The sequence below is a fragment of the Marinilactibacillus piezotolerans genome (assembly GCF_900169305.1).
Lineage (GTDB): Bacteria > Bacillota > Bacilli > Lactobacillales > Carnobacteriaceae_A > Marinilactibacillus > Marinilactibacillus piezotolerans_A.
On record NZ_FWDP01000004.1, the window covers coordinates 396,594 to 416,525 of the forward strand.

Genomic DNA, 19,932 nt, shown 5'->3' on the forward strand with positions numbered 1-19,932 from the left:
TTCTTTGAAAGAAAAAAGATTAGTATTTCTTGCTAACCATTTTTATGACGAATTAGACTCTATCCTATAGAGGAACTACTAAAAATAGAAGATACACATCATAACTATACTGAAAGGGGCCGTTGATTTGGCTTATAAATATCTTGTGATTGTTGAGTCTCCAGCTAAAGCTAAGACCATAGAAAAATATCTAGGCAGAAATTATAAAGTTGTGGCGAGTCTGGGTCACATTCGCGATTTACCGAAAAGCAGAATGGGCATTGACTTTGATAATAACTATGAACCAGATTATATTACGATTCGCGGAAAAGGTCCTGTTATTAAAGATTTGAAAAAGTACGCGAAAAAAGCAGAAAAAGTCTTTCTCGCAGCCGATCCGGATCGCGAAGGAGAAGCAATCGCTTGGCATTTAAGTTACTTGCTTGACTTGCGTGATGATGAGAAAAACCGCGTGGTATTCAATGAAATTACCAAGGATGCTGTTAAAAATGCATTGAAAAATCCTAGAGATCTTGATGAGAATCTGATTGACTCTCAACAGGCGAGACGTGTACTGGACCGAATCGTAGGCTATCAGATAAGCCCTTTACTATGGAAGAAAGTAAAAAGAGGACTAAGTGCCGGTCGTGTACAATCTGTGGCACTGAAAATGATTTGTGATCGTGAAGAAGAAATCAAAAACTTCAATCCAGAAGAATATTGGACAATTGATGGAAACTTTGTTAAATCCCGCAAAAAGTTCAAAGCTAATTTCTATGGTGTGGATGGAAAGAAAGTTTCATTAGGAAATCACGAAGAAACGCAAAAAATTCTCGAAAAAATTGATAAAGAACAACCGTGGAAAGTAAAAAAAGTAACACGTAAAGAGCGTAGAAGAAATCCGCATCTGCCATTTACAACCAGTAGTCTTCAACAGGAAGCTGCTGGAAAACTGAATTTCAGAACTCGAAAAACAATGATGGTTGCACAACAACTATATGAAGGGATCTCTTTAGGCCGCGGCGGTGCAGTAGGACTGATCACCTATATGAGAACGGACTCTACGAGACTATCGGATACAGCAAAGTCAGAAGCCACAGAACTGATTCACCGAGATTATGGGGAACGGTATGCAGCCTCTAAAGTCCGCAAAGCGAAGAATAAAGAAGGGGCTCAAGATGCCCACGAAGCGATCCGTGCAACAAGTGCCATGAGAAGGCCGGATGACATCAAAGAATATTTGAGTAAAGACCAGTATAAATTATATAATTTGATTTGGTCTAGATTTGTTGCCAGCTTAATGAAGCCGGCTGTCTATGATACGATGAGAGTCGATATAGAACAAAACGGTGTACTATTCAGAGCGAACGGCTCAAAAATCAAATTTGACGGATATCAGATTGTTTATAGAGAATCTTCTAAAGAAAAAGACAATATTCTACCAGAAATGGAAGAAAATGATGAAGTGACACTGGATTCAATCGAGCCGGAACAGCACTTTACACAGCCGCCTGCAAGATATAGTGAAGCTACATTAATCAAAACTTTAGAAGAAAACGGTGTTGGACGTCCATCTACGTATGCGCCGACACTGGAAACGATTCAGCGAAGATATTATGTTTCATTGAAAAACAAGCGCTTTGAACCAACTGAATTAGGCGGAATCGTAAATGAAATGATCAATGAATTCTTCCCGAATATTGTTGATGTCAATTTCACGGCGAAACTAGAAGAAGATCTTGACTCTGTTGAAGAAGGAAAAGTGGAATGGATTGAAATCATTGATCAGTTCTATACTCCTTTTAAAGAAGAAGTTGAGAAAGCTGAAAAAGAAATCGAAGAAGTCGAGATAGAAGATGAGCCAGCTGGATTTGACTGTGAAAAATGCGGACATCCTATGGTCATTAAAATTGGAAGATACGGCAAGTTTTATGCGTGCTCTAACTTCCCCGACTGTCGAAACACGAAACCGATTGTTAAAAAACTGAATGTAACGTGTCCGCTCTGTAAAAAAGGAGAAGTTGTAGAAAGAAAATCTAAGAAAAATAGAATTTTCTACGGCTGTGACCGTTATCCAGACTGTGAGTTTACATCTTGGGATAAACCGATTGGAAGAAACTGTCCAAAGTGCGACCACTATCTAGTGGAAAAAGTCACGAAAAAACAAACCCAAGTTAAATGTTCTAATTGCGACTACACTGAGGAAGTACAAAAATAATGATTCTTGACGTTTTGCAGACAGTCTTTGAACCGGAACTTTTTATGTTGCCGAATCAGACCGGCTGTCTGCTGCGTCTTTTTTGTGTCCAATTCATCTATACGAATTTTATGTGAGATATGGTAAACTAATAAATGGATGAGCAGAGGAGGCAGCATGAATGGAAAAAAGATTAGTGAATCTTTTTACAAATTATTTGATTCATGAAAGACATTATTCTGAATTAACAAAAAAAGCGTATTTAGAGGATATCCAAGCTTTTGGGGCATTTTTAGAAGAAACAGGAGATGACGCCTTTCTATCTGTTACACTGACCGATGCACGGATCTATTTAGGTTATTTGAATGATAAAAATTACTCTAGAACGTCCATTTCCAGAAAAATATCTAGTTTAAGAGCATTTTATCAATTTCTTTTAAATAACGAGCTGACAGATGATAACCCTTTCTCTTATCTCAATATGAAAAAAAGGGGCTTAAGACTGCCGACCTTTTTTTATGATCAGGAAATTGAACAGTTATTTGAAGCGGCAGCGGGTACTACTGCATTGGATATGAGAAATTGCGCACTGTTAGAAGTACTTTATGGCACTGGAATCCGAGTCAGCGAGTGTGTAGGTCTGCGGATGGAAGATGTTGATTTTGACATGGGAGTCATGCTGGTTCAGGGAAAAGGGAACAAAGAAAGGTATGTCCCGTTCGGGCACTATGCTTCTGTAGCGATGCAGGATTATATCGAGCACGGCAGATCGGAATTGATGACAAAATATCATAAAATACACGACTTTTTATTTATCAATCACCATGGAGATCAAATCACGCCAGCTGGGGTACAATATACATTGAAACAAATGATCAAAAAAAGTACGCTGACATCCAACATCTCACCGCATATGCTGAGGCATACTTTTGCGACCCACTTATTGAACAATGGAGCGGATATGCGAACGGTACAAGAGTTGCTGGGGCATAAAAGTCTATCTTCAACGCAGATCTACGCTCATGTAACAAAAGAGCATCTGCAATCTGATTACAGGAAGTACCATCCAAGAGCGTAAGGAAACACGCGAAAAAAATTGATTATATTAAACGATGGAGGAATACTATGACTGAATTTCACGCAACCACAATATTAGCGATTCAACAAAATGGAGAATCTGCTATGGCCGGAGACGGTCAAGTAACAATGGGTGAACAAGTAGTAATGAAAGGAACAGCACGCAAAGTCCGTAAAATTTACAATGGAGAAGTCTTAGTTGGATTTGCCGGAAGTGTGGCAGATGCCTTTACCCTGGAAGAGAAGTTTGAAGGCTATTTGAATCAATATAACGGAAACTTAATGCGGGCGGCTGTTGAATTAGCACAGGAATGGCGCACAGATAAAATGATGAAGAATCTTGAAGCGTTGTTGATTGTAATGAACAAAGAAGAAATGCTGCTGGTATCTGGTAACGGTGAAGTGATTCAGCCGGATGACGGAATATTAGGTATCGGATCAGGAGGAAACTTTGCACTTTCTGCTGCTCGAGCTTTAAAACAGTACGGCGGCGAAAACCTGACAGCACAAGAGATTGCAGAAAACAGTCTGAACATTGCAGCAGATATTTGTGTTTATACCAATCATAATATTATTTCAGAAAAACTGTAAGGAGATCAGTATGAATATAAAATCAAATCTAAAACCTAGAGAGATCGTTGAAAAGCTTGATAAATACATTGTTGGTCAATCAGAAGCTAAAAAAGCCGTCGCTGTAGCTTTGCGTAATCGTTATCGTCGTTTGCAGCTGGAAGAAGACATGCAGAAAGAAATCACACCAAAAAATATACTGATGATCGGAGCGACAGGTATCGGTAAAACCGAAATTGCCAGAAGACTGGCAGATATCGTAGATGCTCCTTTTGTAAAAGTTGAAGCTACTAAATTCACAGAAGTTGGATACATTGGTCGGGACGTTGAATCAATGGTCAGAGATCTTACAGAATCGGCTGTTCAGTTGGTTCGCACACAGCAACGATCAAAAGTACATGCTCGAGCAGAAAATAGAGCTATTGCAAGATTAGCCAAAGAGCTGGCACCGGGCATCAAAAAAGAAAATAAACAGCAGGCACAAAATCCTTTTGCGTCAATGTTCCAGAATATGGGGATCGATCCTAATCAAATGATGGAAGAAGAAGCAGCAGAGACAGTTACCCCAGAAATTTCTACTAAAAGAGAAGAATTGAAAGACCAAATCAAAAAAGGATTACTGGACAATCGTGAAGTAGAAATCAAGGTCAGTGAGAAACAGCAGTCTATGGGTACAATGAATAATCCGTTAGAACAAATGGGCATCGATTTGAATCAAACGCTGGGGCAAATGAAACCCAATAAGAAAGTCAAACGTACGGTAACAGTAAAAGAAGCTATTGAAATATTTACAGAAGAAGAAGCGGACAAACTGATCAATTTGGAAGATACCCATGCAGAAGCTGTGAAATTGACAGAAAATTCTGGTATTATTTTTATTGACGAGATTGATAAAATTACTTCAAGAGGACAGAACAACAGCGGTCAAGTCTCTCGCGAAGGTGTTCAAAGAGATATCTTGCCGATTGTTGAAGGTTCAAGTGTCAGAACAAAGTATGGTACGGTCAATACAGATCATGTGTTGTTTATCGGATCAGGTGCTTTCCACTTATCAAAACCTAGTGATTTGATTCCTGAATTACAAGGTCGTTTCCCGATCCGTGTTGAACTTCAGGACCTTACAAAAGAAGACTTTGTCAAAATTCTGACTGAACCGCATAACGCTTTGATCAAACAGTATCGTTCTTTATTGGGAACTGAGAATATCGAAGTTGTCTTTACAATGGAGTCCATAGAAAGAATTGCAGAGATTGCATACGAAGTAAATGAAACAACGGATAATATAGGTGCTAGAAGACTGCATACAATATTAGAACGTCTACTCGAAGAATTATTGTTTGAAGCGCCTGATATGCAAATGGGCGAAGTTAAAATCACTGAGAAATATGTAAATGAGAAAATCGGGCACATCGTTGAAAATAAAGATTTAAGCCGCTATATTTTATAGAAGAGAATACTCTTTGAAAGGAACTTTTTATTAGATGGATAATCAAGCCTTTTTAAGTAAAATCAAGGAACTCAATAAACAGGCTAATGTAAAAGAATGGGCAAAATATATTCTTTCTAATGACTCAAAAGAAATCGACTTTCCATTGCAAAGTATCTCCTTTGCATTAGGCAAACTGCTGGATGCAAATATTTACATTGTAAACGCAGAAGGAAACCTGTTAGGGTATTATGAAAGGCACCGAGTAAACACACAAAGAGTAAGAAACTTAATAGAGAACAGATCTTTCCCTTATAACTATATTCAAAGACTTGCTGGTGTAGAAGATACTGCACGAGATATTAAGATCGATGACAACTTAACAGTTTTTCCAGTTGAAAAGCGGGCAAACTATCCGGAAGCCTTGACGACTATAGTCCCAGTCATCCTTTCTGAAGACCGGATGGGGACTTTGATTGTTGGGAGAATTCAGGAAGAATTGGATGAAGTAGATTCACTGCTCTTAGAACATGCAGCATCTATGATCGGACTGGAAATCGCTCTTGAATACGGAAAAGAAGAGGTAGAGTCTGAACAGCAGATCTCTGGAGCCGATTTAGCGATGTCTACGCTCTCTAACACTGAAGTCAAAGCCCTGAGAGGCGTATTTAAACAAATGGGAGAAGACGTCACAGAAACGATTTTAACAACGTCTGAAATTGCAGACAAAATCAATGTCACCAGATCTATTGTTGTGAATGCCTTACGAAAACTAGTCTCCGCTTCTATCATTGAACAAAGATCAATGGGAATGAAAGGGACATATATAAAAGTACTGAATCCTTTATTTGTAGAAAGACTATTAGCAGAAGAAAGTTAAATGAATAAGCCTTACTTCTCTGTTTAAGGAAGTAAGGCTTATTTTAGCGTCTATTTTACTGTATATTGTAAGCTTACTGATCTTTCTTCAAACCAAACGGCACTTTGTTTTCGTTACCTTCTTTTATACGCTTGATATTAGATTTATGTCTGATTAAGACAATAAACATAGCTATCCAAACGATCAAGGCAAACAGCGGATCACCTATAAAAAGAGAGGCTACAGCACCTATAATGACGGCAACAATACTTGCCAGACTGACCATGCTTGAAAGAAACAGTACAGTTCCCCAAATGACCGCCAGACCTAGTAAAAACAGCGGCTGAGCGCCTAGCGCGATGCCGGCACTGGTTGCTACGGCTTTACCACCTTTGAATTTCGCAAATATCGGATAAACATGCCCAATCACTGCAAATAGTCCAACAACCATAGGATGAATGTCTGATCCCAACCACATTGGCAGCAATGCAGCAATGGTTCCTTTAAGAATATCAAGTATAAGAACGACAGTCCCGGCATACTTACCTAAGACCCTATAAGTGTTTGTTGTTCCGGAATTACCGCTTCCATGTTCACGAATATCAGTTTTAAAAAAAATTTTTCCTACCCAAACCCCTGAGGGGATAGATCCCAGTAAATAAGCCAAGAGAAACATAATTGTTTCTGTCAAGGTCTTCACTCCTTAAGTATCCTATTTATATCTTTTACTATCATACCATGTTCAGTAAAAAAGGAAAAAGAGTTTTTTTAAAGTGCATGACTATGATGTTCAATTTGTCTCAGGAGCAGCAGTTAAAAAGATTTCAGCTTGAATTGTTTTAGATAACAATTATAATAAAGGAGTTGCAGTATGTGTATCAAATCAGTATTCGGCACATATGTTCTTCAAAAACCTGCAGTTTTATGGTAAGATAACAGTGCTCGCTTTCTTTTAATGCGAAATATTTTGTATGAAATGAATTTAAACAGCTTCTTCGAGAAATAGGAAGTATAGAATATAAGGAGTGGCTAGTGTTGGCTAAAAAATCTCAATATAATGATGCGTCGATCCAAGTACTGGAAGGATTGGATGCAGTTAGAAAAAGACCAGGAATGTATATCGGATCTACTGATTCCAGAGGTTTACATCACCTAGTATATGAAATCGTAGATAATTCAGTCGATGAAGTACTGGCTGGATTCGGTTCTGAAATTTCAGTAACCATCAATCAAGATAACAGCATCTCTGTTTCTGATGATGGACGCGGTATGCCGGTTGGAATGCATGCCTCAGGTATTCCGACGATACAAGTTATTTTTACAGTACTGCACGCCGGAGGTAAATTCGGACAAGAAGGCGGCTATAAAACGTCAGGCGGATTACATGGTGTAGGCGCATCTGTAGTTAATGCCCTGTCTGAGTGGCTGACCGTTGAGGTCGTTCGTGATGGTACTATGTATACACAACGTTTCGAAAACGGCGGCAGACCGATAGGAAAACTAAAACAAACTAAAGCCCCTAAACGTAAAAATGGAACGACTATTCACTTTAAACCAGATGAAACGATTTTTTCGACAACTGAATTTTCATATGCTTTATTATCAGAGCGTTTAAGAGAATCGGCCTTTTTACTAAAAGGCCTTAAAATCAGTTTGACCGATGCTCGTTCTGATGAACAAGAAGAATTCATGTATGAAGAAGGCATCAAAGAGTTTGTACATTATATCAATGAAGAAAAAGATACATTGACGCCTATCGCCTATTTTGAAGGAGAAAACAACGGAATCGAAGTCGAATGTGCTTTTCAATACAATGACGGTTATTCTGAAAGTGTATTGAGTTTCGTCAATAATGTTCGAACAAAAGATGGCGGTACACATGAAATCGGAGCGAAGTCGGCTATCACTAAAACATTTAACGAATATGCGAGAAGAGCCGGTTTATTAAAAGAGAAAGATAAGAATCTTGAAGGGACCGATGTTCGTGAAGGAATTGCGATCATTATCTCTGTTCGTATACCTGAAAGTCTGCTTCAGTTTGAAGGTCAGACCAAAAGTAAACTGGGAACGAATGAAGCTAGAGCGGCATGTGATACTGTCGTTTCAGAACAGTTGAACTTCTACTTGTCCGAAAACGGTGAAATGAGTCAGCAGATTGTCCGTAAAGCAATCAAAGCGAGAGAAGCCCGTGAAGCTGCTAGAAAAGCAAAAGAAGAGTCTCGTAACGGCAAAAAGAAAAAACGCCAGGAAACCTTGCTTTCCGGAAAATTGACTCCTGCTCAAGGAAGAAATGCGAAAAAGAATGAATTGTATCTGGTTGAAGGAGACTCTGCAGGCGGTTCTGCTAAACAAGGACGAGATCGTAAATTCCAAGCTATTTTGCCTTTGCGCGGAAAAGTCATCAATACAGAAAAAGCAAATATGCAGGATATCTTGAAAAATGAAGAAATCAGTACAATGATTTATACGATTGGTGCTGGAGTTGGACCTGAGTTTGATTTAAAAGATTGTAATTATGATAAAGTTATTATTATGACCGATGCGGATACAGATGGTGCCCATATACAAGTGCTGCTTCTGACATTTTTCTACCGCTATATGAAGCCTCTGATTGAAGCTGGTAAGATATATCTTGCACTTCCGCCGCTTTATAAAGTAACACAAGGTAAAGGTAAAAAAGAGCAGACAGAATATGCCTGGACAGATGATGAGCTTGAAAAGCTGCTTAAAAATTTCGGTAAGAACTATCTGATTCAGCGTTACAAAGGTCTTGGAGAGATGAATGCAGATCAATTGTGGGAAACGACAATGGATCCGGATACCAGAACACTGATCCGTGTTACACTAGATGATGTGGCACAGGCTGAAAGACGTGTATCTGTCTTAATGGGCAATAAAGTGGATCCGCGCAGAAAATGGATCGAAGAAAATGTCGAGTTTTCATTGGAAGAAGATGGCAGCATTTTAGAATCAAGTACAATGCTGGAAGAATCTGAATTGAACGCTTAACAGTTGAGAAAGGTTGAATGTCTGGATGCCAGAAGAAAGAGTAGAAGTACAAGAACTTACATTAGAAGAAGTTATGGGCGACCGATTTGGCCGCTATAGTAAATATATTATCCAAGAGCGAGCATTGCCGGATATAAGAGATGGATTGAAACCTGTTCAGCGCCGTATTTTATACGCTATGTTCTCAGACGGGAACACTCAAGATAAAGGGTTCAGAAAGTCAGCAAAAACAGTAGGGAATGTTATTGGTAACTTTCACCCGCACGGCGACAGCAGTGTATATGATGCCATGGTCCGATTAAGTCAGTGGTGGAAAATGCGTGAACCGCTGATTGACATGCATGGAAATAACGGAAGTATGGATGGAGATCCGCCAGCAGCTATGCGGTATACGGAAGCCCGATTGTCAAAAATCGCTGCTGAACTTTTGGCAGATATTGACAAAGAAACGGTTGAATTTGTATTAAACTTCGATGATACGACTCATGAACCTACCGTATTACCGGCGCGTTTTCCTAACTTGCTGGTTAACGGTGCAACAGGAATCTCCGCGGGGTATGCAACAGATATTCCACCGCATAACATCGGTGAAGTTATTGATGCTGCTATTCACCTGATATCAAAACCCAATGCCAGTACACAAGACCTTATGCAATACATCAAAGGTCCTGATTTTCCGACTGGCGGGATCATTCAAGGAGTTGCCGGTCTAAAATCAGCTTATGAAACTGGAAAAGGGAAAATTGTTGTCCGTTCAAAAACAGAGATCGAAGATCTTCGCGGTGGCAAGCAGCAGATCGTTATTACTGAAATTCCTTATGAAGTCAATAAGGCTAATCTAGTTCGTAAAATGGATGAGATCCGTATTAACCGTAAAATTGAAGGAATTGCTGATGTAAGAGATGAGTCAGACCGTACAGGTTTAAGAATCGTGATTGAGCTGAAAAAAGAAACGAATGCTGAAGGTATTCTGACTTACTTCCTTAAAAACACAGATCTGCAGATTTCTTATAACTTGAATATGGTCGCTATCGATGATAAAAGACCGCAGCAAGTTGGACTAAAACAGATTTTAACGGCATACATTGAACATAAAAAGCATGTAGTTATAAAAAGAACACAGTTTTTACTGCGGAAAGACCAGAAAAGAGAGCACATCGTTGCCGGTCTGATAAAAGCAATATCTATTTTAGATAATGTTATCAGTACAATTCGAAACAGTCAGAATAAATCTGATGCTAAGAAGAACTTGATTGATAAGTTTGATTTTACAGAAATGCAGGCTGAAGCTATCGTTAGTTTACAGTTATATCGTTTAACGAATACTGATATTACTCAACTACAAAAGGAAGAGTCAGAACTTCAGGACCGCATCAAGCAGTACCAGGAGATCCTCAACAGTTCTGCTAAGTTAAATAGTGTGATTAAAAAAGAGCTGAAAGACACTAAAAAAACCTATGCAACAGATCGGTTAACGACTGTCGAAGACAAGATTGAAGAATTGACGGTAGATACAGAAGTCTTAATTGCAGAAGAAGATGTCATTGTATCGATTACCAAAGAAGGCTATTTAAAACGTACGAGTCTCCGCTCCTACTCAGCTTCAGAGCCTAATGAAATAGGTCTGAGAGAAGGAGACTATCCTGTATTCTGTCAACAGATGACGACTTTACAACAAGTCGTGATGTTTACGACTAAAGGGAACTTTATCAATCGGCCGGTACATGAGTTGCCGGATATCCGATGGAAAGACTTAGGGCATCATCTATCTCAATCCATTGCTTTAAGTCAAGATGAAAAAATCCTTACAGTTTTCCCTATTGATGCCTTTAAAGCAGAAGACCGATTTGTTTTTATAACGCGCAATGGGTTCATCAAACAAACTTCAGCTTCTGAATATGAGCCTAAGAGAACCTATCGATCAAGAGCAGCAAATGCAATTAAGCTGAAATCAGAAGAAGATCGTTTGACAGCCGTCTATTATATTCAAGACGAATACAAGAGAGATGTTTTTCTAGTCAGTCATTTCGGATTTGGTCTGAAATATCCATTGGATGAAGTTTCTCTCGTAGGTGCAAACGCAGTCGGCGTGAAATCAATGGATCTTAAAAAAGAGGACTTTGTTGTAAATGGATTGATTTTTGAACAAGATCAAAAACAAGCTAATGCAATGCTGGTTACTCAACGAGGATCTGTCAAGCGAATGAATCTTGTTGATTTTGATTCTATCTCCAGAGCGAAACGCGGTTTACATGTCTTGAAAGAATTGAAGAAAAATCCGCACCGAGTACAATTATTGATTGAAGTTCAAACAATTGATGAAGTCATTACAGTGGTTACTGATAAACAACAGGAGTTTACAATTATTCCTAAAAACTATAAAATCAGTGATCGATATAATAATGGCTCGTTCTTCCTAGATGAAACAACTGATGGTATTCCTATCGATTATCGCAAAGACAATATCGTTTTAAATGAAACAGCAAATCAAGCAGCTGAAAAATAATATGATTCAACTCTAATATTCTAAAAAAAGCAGCCGTGCAGAACTTTACTTTATGTTCCGCACGGCTGCTCTTTTTATATTGGCTTTTATTTTCCTTTAAAAGCTTGTTTATAGACTTCTGCCAGTTCTTTAACTAATGGTAACTTAGGATTTGCGGTCGTACACTGGTCTTCAAATGCTCGTTCTGCTAATAGATCAACTTTTTGATCGAAAGCTTTTTTAGAAACACCATTGGCCTGAATACTCATAGGAATATTCATTGTATGTGCCAATGAATAAATTGCATCTACCAAACTTTCCACACCTTCTTCTGTTGTAGATGCCGGCAGTCCAATAGCTTTTGCGATTTCTGCATAGCGAATATCAGCTATGAAATGTTCATATTTAGGGAATGATACAAATTTTGTCGGTCTCTTTGCATTGTATCGAATAACATGCGGCAATAAAATTGCATTGGCTCTACCGTGTGCAATATGGAACTCAGCACCCAGTTTGTGAGCCAAACTATGATTGATTCCCAAAAAGGCATTCGCAAAAGCCATTCCAGCAATAGTAGAAGCGTTATGCATTTTTTCTCTAGCTAACTCGTCATCGCCATTACGGTAAGCTTTTGGCAGGTATTCAAAAACGAGTTGAATGGCTTTAATGGCAAGTCCATCAGTATAATCATTTGCCATATTCGACACATAAGCTTCGATTGCGTGTGTCAGTACATCCATCCCTGTATCTGCAGTGACCGTTTTTGGCACACTCATGACAAACTGAGGATCAATGATGGCTACATCCGGAGTTAATTCATAATCTGCTAGTGGATACTTGATATTATTCTCATTATCAGTAATGACTGCGAAAGAGGTAACCTCAGAACCAGTACCAGAAGTGGTCGGGATAGCAACAAATTGAGCTTTTTCTCCAAGAGTAGGATACTTGAATACTCGTTTTCTAATATCCATAAATTTCTGTTTTAAACCATTAAAATCAGTTTCCGGGTGCTCATAAAAAAGCCACATTCCTTTTGCGGCATCCATAGGAGAACCACCGCCTAAAGCTATAATGACATCCGGCTGGAAAGCAGCCATAGCCTCAGCACCTTTTAATACTGTTTCTTTAGAAGGATCAGGTTCAACATCTGAAAAGACTTCACAGTGTACATAGTCAGGTCTGTTTCTAAGATAGTATAAGACCTTATCAACATAACCTAATTTGACCATCATAGGATCTGTTACGATAAATGCTCGTTTTATCTTTGGCATTTTAGCAAGATATTGAACAGAATTTTTTTCAAAGTAAACTTTCGGCGGCAACTTGAACCACTGCATATTATTTTTACGACTCGCACGTGTTTTTACATTGATCAGATTCATAGTTCCAACATTGCTTGATACTGAATTCCCGCCGTAAGAACCGCAGCCCAATGTGAGAGAAGGAAGATATGCATTATAAATATCGCCGATTGCTCCTTGAGAAGATGGAGCATTAACGATCAGACGACCAGCTTTCATTCTGCGGTCAAAGATTTCAATGACAGATTCATCAGTTGAATGAATAACAGCTGAATGTCCTAGTCCGCCATATGCCAGCATTTCTTCAGCCTTCTTGATGCCTTCTTCTGTAGTACTCACTTTATAAGCTGCTAAGACTGGGCTTAATTTTTCTCTCGAAAGGGGATAATTCTTTCCGACACCATCCAGTTCTGCTATTAGTATTTTTGTTTCTTCTGGTACAGTGACGCCGGATGATTTTGCAATTTCGAAGGCTGGTTTTCCTACAACATCTGCATTTAGTGTGCCCTCTTTGGAAACCATGAAGGTCTCTACTTTTTGTTTTTCCGCTGCTGATAAGAAGTAGCAGTTGTTTTCAGTCATTAAGCGTTTAACCTCTGCGTAAATATCTTTATCGATAATGACCGCTTGTTCAGAAGCACAGATCATCCCATTATCAAAAGTCTTAGAGAGAATCAAATCATTAACTGAGCGTCTTAGATTTGCTGTTTTTTCAATATAACAGGGAACATTTCCGGCACCTACACCAAGTGCGGGTTTTCCAGAGCTGTATGCAGATTTCACCATTCCAGTTCCTCCGGTAGCAAGGATCGTTGCGACTCCATCATGTTTCATCAGTGTTTGTGTTCCTTCTACAGATGGTGTTTCAATCCATTGAATACAATATTCTGGTGCCCCTGCTTTTATGGCTGCTTCATATACAACCTTAGCAGCTGCTGCACTGGATTTTTGTGCAGAAGGGTGAAAAGCAAAAATGATCGGATTACCTGTTTTGATCGCAATCATTGATTTAAACAATGTTGTTGAAGTCGGGTTCGTAACTGGAGTGACACCAGCTATAACACCAATAGGTTCAGCAATAGAGACAGTTCCCTCGAAAGTATTTTCATCAATAATACCAATCGTGCGATCATTTTTTATACTATGATAAATATATTCAGAAGCAAAAAGATTTTTAATGATCTTATCTTCATAAACACCACGTTTTGTTTCTTCAACTGCCAATTTCGCCAGCTGCATGTGGTTGTTTAATCCTGCTAAAGCCATTTGTTTTACAATTTCATCGACTTGTTCTTGATTAAGCAAAGCCATTTGATTCAATGCATCATGAGCATTGTTGACGAGTTGATCGATTGTACTATTGATTGTTTCTTTTTCGTTATGAGCCGTAAGAACTTTAACCATTTGAAACACTCCATTCTATTTATGTGAAATTTTGAGCATGTAATTCCAAAAAAAAGATGTTTTTCAAACCCGGGTTTTTTGATCAAAAGACGATCATTTGTAAATTACAAAATGACTATATCATAGTTTGAGAAAATATCAAAACAAATTGTGTGACAGAATTGTGAAAAAATAATCAAAAGAAAGAGAAAAAGTGCAAAAACAACAAATAATCTAATCGAAAGTTCAATAATTCACTTGATTAAATAGGTTATATGTGATATTTTGAACTTGAGAAAAGATAATAAAAAAGGAGTAAATGTTATGGAAAAACAGCAAAGCAATACTTTAAGTCCTGACCAATTATGGAAGGGGTTTAAAGGAGAAGTCTGGAAAGAGAATATAAATGTTCGAAACTTTATTCAGACAAATTATGTACCGTATGACGGTGACGATACTTTTTTAGAGTCTGCAACTGAAAGAACACTGGAACTATGGGAACAAGTAATGGATCTGAATAAGCAGGAATTTGATGCCGGCGGAATTTTAGATATGGATACAGAAGTCGTCTCAACGATTACTTCGCACGGACCTGGTTATTTGACAAAGGAAAAGGAGCAAGTTGTCGGTTTCCAGACTGATAAACCGTTTAAGCGTTCACTGCAGCCTTTTGGTGGGATCAGAATGATGGAACAAGCTGCTGAATCATATGGGTTTGAAATTGATCCTATGTTATCACACATCTTCCGTGACTGGAGAAAGACTCATAATCAAGGTGTATTTGATGCATATACTCCTGAAATAAGGAACGCAAGAAGAACTGGTGTCATAACCGGGTTGCCAGATGCATACGGACGCGGCAGAATTATTGGTGATTATAGAAGAGTTGCGTTATATGGTGTAGACCGTTTAATCAAAGAAAAAGAAGCGGATAAACTGAACTGCGGAAACGGTATGATGAGTGAGAAAGTCATCCGTCAGCGAGAAGAACTAAGTGATCAGTTGAGAGCGCTGGTTGAGTTAAAAGAATTAGGAAATATTTATGGTTTTGATCTTTCCAGACCCGCACAAAACGCTCAAGAAGCTTTCCAATGGCTCTATTTAGGGTATCTTGCAGCAATTAAAGAACAAAATGGTGCGGCGATGTCTTTAGGGAGAACTTCTACTTTCTTAGATATTTACATTGAACGCGATTTAGATAACGGTATATTGACTGAAAAAACTGCTCAAGAGTTAGTCGATCATTTTGTCATGAAACTGCGATTAGTCAAGTTTGCACGAACACCGGAATATAATGAATTGTTCTCAGGCGATCCTACTTGGGTTACGGAGTCTATTGGTGGTGTAGGTATTGATGGTCGCCATATGATTACAAAGAACAGTTATCGTTTCTTGCATACATTGACCAACCTAGGACCAGCGCCGGAACCGAATCTGACTGTGCTGTGGTCTGCTAAATTGCCGACTTCTTTTAAAGAATATTGTGCAAAAGTTTCAATTGAAAGCAGTGCTGTTCAATACGAAAATGATGATATTATGCGTGAAGAATGGGGCGACGATTATGGTATTGCTTGCTGTGTTTCTGCAATGCCGATTGGTAAACAGATGCAATTTTTTGGAGCTCGCGCCAACTTAGCGAAAGCATTGCTGTATGCAATCAACGGAGGCGTAGATGAAAAGACGAAAACGCAAGTTGGACCTAAATATCAGCCGATTACTACGGACTATTTAGAGTATAGCGAAGTACTGGAAAAATACGACGACATGCTTGAGTGGTTATCTGGTATGTATATCAACACGTTGAATATTATTCATTACATGCATGACAAATACAGTTATGAAAGAATCGAAATGGCTCTGCATGATACAGCGGTAGCTAGAACTATGGCTACAGGAATCGCAGGATTTTCTGTTGCAGTCGACTCTCTTTCTGCCATTAAGCATGCAAAAGTCAAAACGATCCGAGACGAAAACGGACTGGTTATTGATTACGAGATTGAAGGAGATTATCCGAAATATGGAAATAACGATGATCGTGCAGATCAGATTGCCATTGATCTGTTGAAAACCTTTATGACTAAAGTGAAAAAACATCCGACTTATAGAGATGCTCAGCATACAACTTCTATCCTGACGATTACATCAAATGTGGTTTACGGTAAAAAAACAGGTAATACACCTGATGGAAGAAGAGCCGGTGTGCCATTTGCTCCGGGAGCTAACCCATTACATGGGCGTGATACCAATGGTGCATTGGCGAGTTTGAATTCAGTTGCGAAGCTTCCTTACACTCAATCGCTTGACGGAATCTCAAATACTTTCTCTATTGTGCCAAAAGCATTAGGAAAAGAAGCATTAACACAGAGACGTAATTTAGCCACTATGTTGGATGGATACGTGAAAAAGGGTGGACATCATTTGAATGTTAATGCCTTAAATCGTAAGACACTGGAAGATGCAATGGCTCATCCGGAAGAATATCCTCAATTGACTATCCGCGTTTCAGGTTATGCAGTAAACTTTGTTAAGTTGACAAAAGAACAACAGATGGATGTTTTAAGCAGAACATTCCATGAAACAATGTAATAAATCGATCAACTAGATCAATAGGAGGAATTAAGATGGCAGAGCCAGCAGTTGGGTATGTACATTCTACAGAAAGTTTCGGATCAGTAGATGGACCGGGCATAAGATTCGTGATATTTATGCAAGGGTGTCGCATGCGCTGTGAATTCTGCCATAATCCTGATACATGGAATATGGGCGGCGGTACACCATATACTGCAGAAGAAATGATGAAAAAGGCGCTGGACTATAGAGAGTACTGGGGAAGCAATGGAGGGATTACGGTTAGTGGTGGAGAACCTCTTCTCCATATTGACTTTCTGATAGAGTTCTTTAAACTGGCTAAGCAAGAAGGAATTCATGTCTCGCTAGATACTTGCGGTCAGCCGTTCACCTATGATGATCCATTTTTTAGTCGATTTGAAGAATTGATGAAATATACTGATTTGGTATTGATGGATGTAAAGCACATTGATAATGACATCCACAAAAAATATACGATGCATTCTAATGAGAGTATTTTGAATATGGCGCGATACCTCTCTACTAAAGGGATTCCGATGTGGCTGAGACATGTACTGGTACCTGAGCGTTCGGATTATGATGAATATCTGATTCAGTTAAATGAATTTATAGAGCAGCTGGAAAGCGTAGAAAAAGTTGAAGTGCTGCCTTATCACAGACTAGGGGTGTACAAGTACAAAGAGCTGAACATTCCTTACAAGCTAGAAGATATTGATCCGCCGACTGCTGAAAGAGTCGCAAATGCAAATCGGCTTCTTCAAACTCATAAATATCAGGTAAATTAAATTAAAAAGAGGAGTGAAAAGTTCAAGCTTTTGCTCCTCTTTTTAATTTGATTGAATTTTATTGGGAATTGATATATCCTAAAATTAATAAGATAAAAGTTAAAGGAGCTATTTTATAATGAGTAAGATTTTAGTTTTTGGACATAAAAGTCCCGACACAGATGCAGTGACCTCAGCAATCAGTTTCAGTCATTTGCAAAAACAGTTGGGAAATGATACTGAAGCAGTTGCTTTAGGTGAAATTGGTGAAGAAACAGCATTTGCACTTAATTACTTCAACATTGATAAACCGAGAGTGGTTAGCACGGTTGCTAATGAGGTCAAACAAGTTATGCTGGTTGATCATAACGAAGCTCAGCAAAGTGCAGATGACATTGAAAAAGTAGAAGTGTTGTCTGTTGTAGACCATCACCGTATCGCTAACTTTCAAACAGCCAATCCTTTATACTACCGAGCAGAACCAGTTGGCTGTACAAATACGATCATCTTGAAAATGTTTAAAGAACAGCAAATAGAAGTTCCTAAAGAGATTGCTGGTATCATGCTGTCTGCTATTATATCAGATACGTTATTGCTGAAATCACCAACTTGTACAGAAGAAGATGTAGCAGCAGCTGAAGAATTAGCTAAAACAGCTGGAGTAGACTTAAACGATTATGGAATTGAATTGTTGAAAGCCGGAACAAAAACGAGTGAGAAATCTGCTGAGACTCTACTTGAAGCGGATGCCAAAACCTTCCCAATGGGTGAACAGACGGTAAGGATTGGACAAGTCAATGTAGTCGATGTAGATGAAATGCTTGAAAGAAAATCAGAATTGCTTGAAGCTATGAAAACACAAAGTGAGCTGCAGGGGTATGATCTGTTTATCCTGCTGATTACAAACGTTTTAGAAAATGACTCTACGGCTGTTGTTTATGGTAAATATTTTGAAATAGTCAGTGAAGCACTAAAAAGCTCAATCGATGACAATGTAATGTTCTTAGAAGGCGTGGTTTCTCGTAAGAAACAAGTGGTACCTCAATTAACGTTGGCATTTGAAGATTAATCTTTCACTCTTAAGCAGCGGCAGGAGCCGCTGCTTTTTTAATACACTTGTTCAATGGTTATTTAAAGAATAGGTAATCTAGTGTTAAAATTCACAATTACAAACAAATGAACTTTATGATCAAAAAAGAGCCACTTTAGATAAATGGCTCTTTTTTGATCTTATTCTAAAGGGATGATTTGAATATCGAACGTCTGATGATTCAAACCGGCCATCTGTTCTGAGAAGGCGCCTACTCCTTTTGCAGCAAAGTCATCTAGACGCAAATAATCATTATATAGATAGACTTTGTCTCCTGTTTTAACACCATCATCTACTTCTATCAGCAGATGACTCATCATCATAACTGCGATTGGATAGAAATGCCCATTGATCATCACCTCATGTTTAGCACGACTTCTTAGTATGCCGTTGCCATATCCAATATCACATATGGCTAAGGTAGTATCTTTTTTTGCGACAAAAGCTGCAGAGTATCCAGCACTTTGGCCCTTAGAGATTTGAATAATATCTTTCACCGTTGCGCTGACTTTAATAGTTTGCTTTGCGCAGCCCGTATCAAGTCCCTCGATATATGGGCGTGTACCATAAGCAAAGACTCCGGCACGAAGGTGAGTATGCTGATCCAGTAATCCGTCTCTTATATAAGAAGCACTGTTTTGAGCATGGATGTACGTTAAATTTTCAACATAAGAGGATAACGAGTCAAGTATTTGAACCCAGTTTGCTTTTTCCTGGTCATATCTCAGATCTGACAGCTCATCTGCAAAGGCGAAATGCGTCCAGATACCAGTAACAGTCATATGATTGTCATCCAATACTGTTATCATTTCAGAAGCCTTCTCGAATCCGAATCGGTTCAGCAAATTCTTGAAGACTAATTGGATCTGAATGCCTTCAAGCTCATTTCGATATTGAGTGTAAAAAGACAGGTTCGGTACAGTCAGCGTAATATTATGTTGTCGAATCAGATCGAATTCTGTAGAAGGGTCCAGCAGCAGAATCATGATTTGATTGCTTTTCTTACGTAACTCAATGGCTTCTTTCAGATTCGTTGTCGCAAAGCCGCGGACACCTGCTGCATAGAAAGCATCAAATGCCAGATCCATGCCAAAATTATAAGCATCGTTTTTTACAACAACAATCAGCTTATCTTTATCTTGTATAGACTTTGCTTGTTCATACAGTCTTTTTTGATTTAAAGTCAGCACAGCTGTCATC

The 19,932-nt window shown here is 38.7% G+C and carries 13 protein-coding genes; 10 read left to right on the plus strand and 3 right to left on the minus strand.

Annotated elements, in window-relative coordinates; genetic code table 11:
• The first annotated feature begins 127 nt into the window (after nucleotides 1–127).
• From topA to B6F02_RS05930, 5 genes are all read left to right on the plus strand, one after another.
• Nucleotides 128–2,197: a type I DNA topoisomerase gene (topA, locus tag B6F02_RS05910; RefSeq protein ID WP_080146440.1), complete on the plus strand. Its 2,070-nt coding sequence runs from the start codon at nucleotides 128–130 to the stop codon at nucleotides 2,195–2,197.
• A gap of 160 nt (nucleotides 2,198–2,357) precedes the next feature.
• Nucleotides 2,358–3,254 (plus strand): tyrosine recombinase XerC, encoded by an 897-nt coding sequence (xerC, locus tag B6F02_RS05915; protein ID WP_080146441.1) that lies wholly within the window; start codon nucleotides 2,358–2,360, stop codon nucleotides 3,252–3,254.
• Between the two features lie 47 nt (nucleotides 3,255–3,301).
• Complete coding sequence (hslV, locus tag B6F02_RS05920; protein ID WP_080146442.1) at nucleotides 3,302–3,844, plus strand: ATP-dependent protease subunit HslV; 543 nt, start codon at nucleotides 3,302–3,304, stop codon at nucleotides 3,842–3,844.
• A 10-nt stretch (nucleotides 3,845–3,854) separates the two neighbouring features.
• Nucleotides 3,855–5,270: an ATP-dependent protease ATPase subunit HslU gene (hslU, locus tag B6F02_RS05925; RefSeq protein ID WP_080146443.1), complete on the plus strand. Its 1,416-nt coding sequence runs from the start codon at nucleotides 3,855–3,857 to the stop codon at nucleotides 5,268–5,270.
• Between the two features lie 34 nt (nucleotides 5,271–5,304).
• Nucleotides 5,305–6,129 carry a hypothetical protein gene (locus B6F02_RS05930; RefSeq protein ID WP_080146444.1) on the plus strand — a complete coding sequence of 275 codons (825 nt, stop codon included), beginning with the start codon at nucleotides 5,305–5,307 and terminating at the stop codon, nucleotides 6,127–6,129.
• 73 nt (nucleotides 6,130–6,202) lie between these two features.
• Here B6F02_RS05930 and plsY read toward each other — a convergent pair whose 3' ends face one another.
• The gene (plsY, locus tag B6F02_RS05935; protein WP_256864658.1) at nucleotides 6,203–6,799 is read right to left on the minus strand and encodes a glycerol-3-phosphate 1-O-acyltransferase PlsY; all 597 of its coding nucleotides are present in this window, start codon (nucleotides 6,797–6,799) and stop codon (nucleotides 6,203–6,205) included.
• Nucleotides 6,800–7,143: 344 nt separating this feature from the next.
• On the opposite strand from plsY, the gene parE reads away from it, so the two are divergent.
• Together parE and parC are read left to right on the plus strand one after the other, a co-directional pair.
• Nucleotides 7,144–9,117, plus strand: coding sequence for a DNA topoisomerase IV subunit B (gene parE, locus B6F02_RS05940; RefSeq protein WP_080146445.1), 1,974 nt, complete (start codon nucleotides 7,144–7,146; stop codon nucleotides 9,115–9,117).
• 25 nt (nucleotides 9,118–9,142) lie between these two features.
• Nucleotides 9,143–11,623, plus strand: a complete 2,481-nt coding sequence (parC, locus tag B6F02_RS05945; protein WP_080146446.1) for a DNA topoisomerase IV subunit A — start codon at nucleotides 9,143–9,145, stop codon at nucleotides 11,621–11,623.
• 86 nt (nucleotides 11,624–11,709) lie between these two features.
• Here the strand turns inward: parC and adhE are convergent, their stop codons facing one another.
• On the minus strand, nucleotides 11,710–14,310 hold the full coding sequence (adhE, locus tag B6F02_RS05950; RefSeq protein WP_080146447.1) for a bifunctional acetaldehyde-CoA/alcohol dehydrogenase: 2,601 nt from the start codon (nucleotides 14,308–14,310) through the stop codon (nucleotides 11,710–11,712).
• Nucleotides 14,311–14,613: 303 nt separating this feature from the next.
• Here adhE and pflB point away from each other — a divergent pair, with 303 nt between their 5' ends.
• The 3 genes from pflB (at nucleotide 14,614) to B6F02_RS05965 (ending at nucleotide 18,711) form a co-directional block, all read left to right on the plus strand.
• Nucleotides 14,614–16,875 (plus strand): formate C-acetyltransferase, encoded by a 2,262-nt coding sequence (gene pflB / locus B6F02_RS05955; protein ID WP_080146448.1) that lies wholly within the window; start codon nucleotides 14,614–14,616, stop codon nucleotides 16,873–16,875.
• A gap of 35 nt (nucleotides 16,876–16,910) precedes the next feature.
• Nucleotides 16,911–17,663, plus strand: coding sequence for a pyruvate formate-lyase-activating protein (gene pflA / locus B6F02_RS05960; RefSeq protein WP_080146449.1), 753 nt, complete (start codon nucleotides 16,911–16,913; stop codon nucleotides 17,661–17,663).
• Between the two features lie 118 nt (nucleotides 17,664–17,781).
• Complete coding sequence (locus B6F02_RS05965; protein WP_080146450.1) at nucleotides 17,782–18,711, plus strand: manganese-dependent inorganic pyrophosphatase; 930 nt, start codon at nucleotides 17,782–17,784, stop codon at nucleotides 18,709–18,711.
• 161 nt (nucleotides 18,712–18,872) lie between these two features.
• Here B6F02_RS05965 and B6F02_RS05970 read toward each other — a convergent pair whose 3' ends face one another.
• Nucleotides 18,873–19,931: an alanine racemase gene (locus B6F02_RS05970; protein ID WP_179128530.1), complete on the minus strand. Its 1,059-nt coding sequence runs from the start codon at nucleotides 19,929–19,931 to the stop codon at nucleotides 18,873–18,875.
• Between the last annotated feature and the right edge of the window lies 1 nt (nucleotide 19,932).

Excerpts from the sequence above, each read along its gene's own strand:
- xerC (WP_080146441.1), top strand. The coding sequence starts at position 2,358 with ATGGAAAAAAGATTAGTGAATCTTTTTACAAATTATTTGATTCATGAA.
- hslV (WP_080146442.1), top strand. The coding sequence starts at position 3,302 with ATGACTGAATTTCACGCAACCACAATATTAGCGATTCAACAAAATGGA.
- hslU (WP_080146443.1), top strand. The coding sequence starts at position 3,855 with ATGAATATAAAATCAAATCTAAAACCTAGAGAGATCGTTGAAAAGCTT.
- B6F02_RS05930 (WP_080146444.1), top strand. The coding sequence starts at position 5,305 with ATGGATAATCAAGCCTTTTTAAGTAAAATCAAGGAACTCAATAAACAG.
- parC (WP_080146446.1), top strand. The coding sequence starts at position 9,143 with ATGCCAGAAGAAAGAGTAGAAGTACAAGAACTTACATTAGAAGAAGTT.
- adhE (WP_080146447.1), bottom strand. The coding sequence starts at position 14,310 with ATGGTTAAAGTTCTTACGGCTCATAACGAAAAAGAAACAATCAATAGT.
- pflB (WP_080146448.1), top strand. The coding sequence starts at position 14,614 with ATGGAAAAACAGCAAAGCAATACTTTAAGTCCTGACCAATTATGGAAG.
- pflA (WP_080146449.1), top strand. The coding sequence starts at position 16,911 with ATGGCAGAGCCAGCAGTTGGGTATGTACATTCTACAGAAAGTTTCGGA.
- B6F02_RS05965 (WP_080146450.1), top strand. The coding sequence starts at position 17,782 with ATGAGTAAGATTTTAGTTTTTGGACATAAAAGTCCCGACACAGATGCA.
- B6F02_RS05970 (WP_179128530.1), bottom strand. The coding sequence starts at position 19,931 with ATGACAGCTGTGCTGACTTTAAATCAAAAAAGACTGTATGAACAAGCA.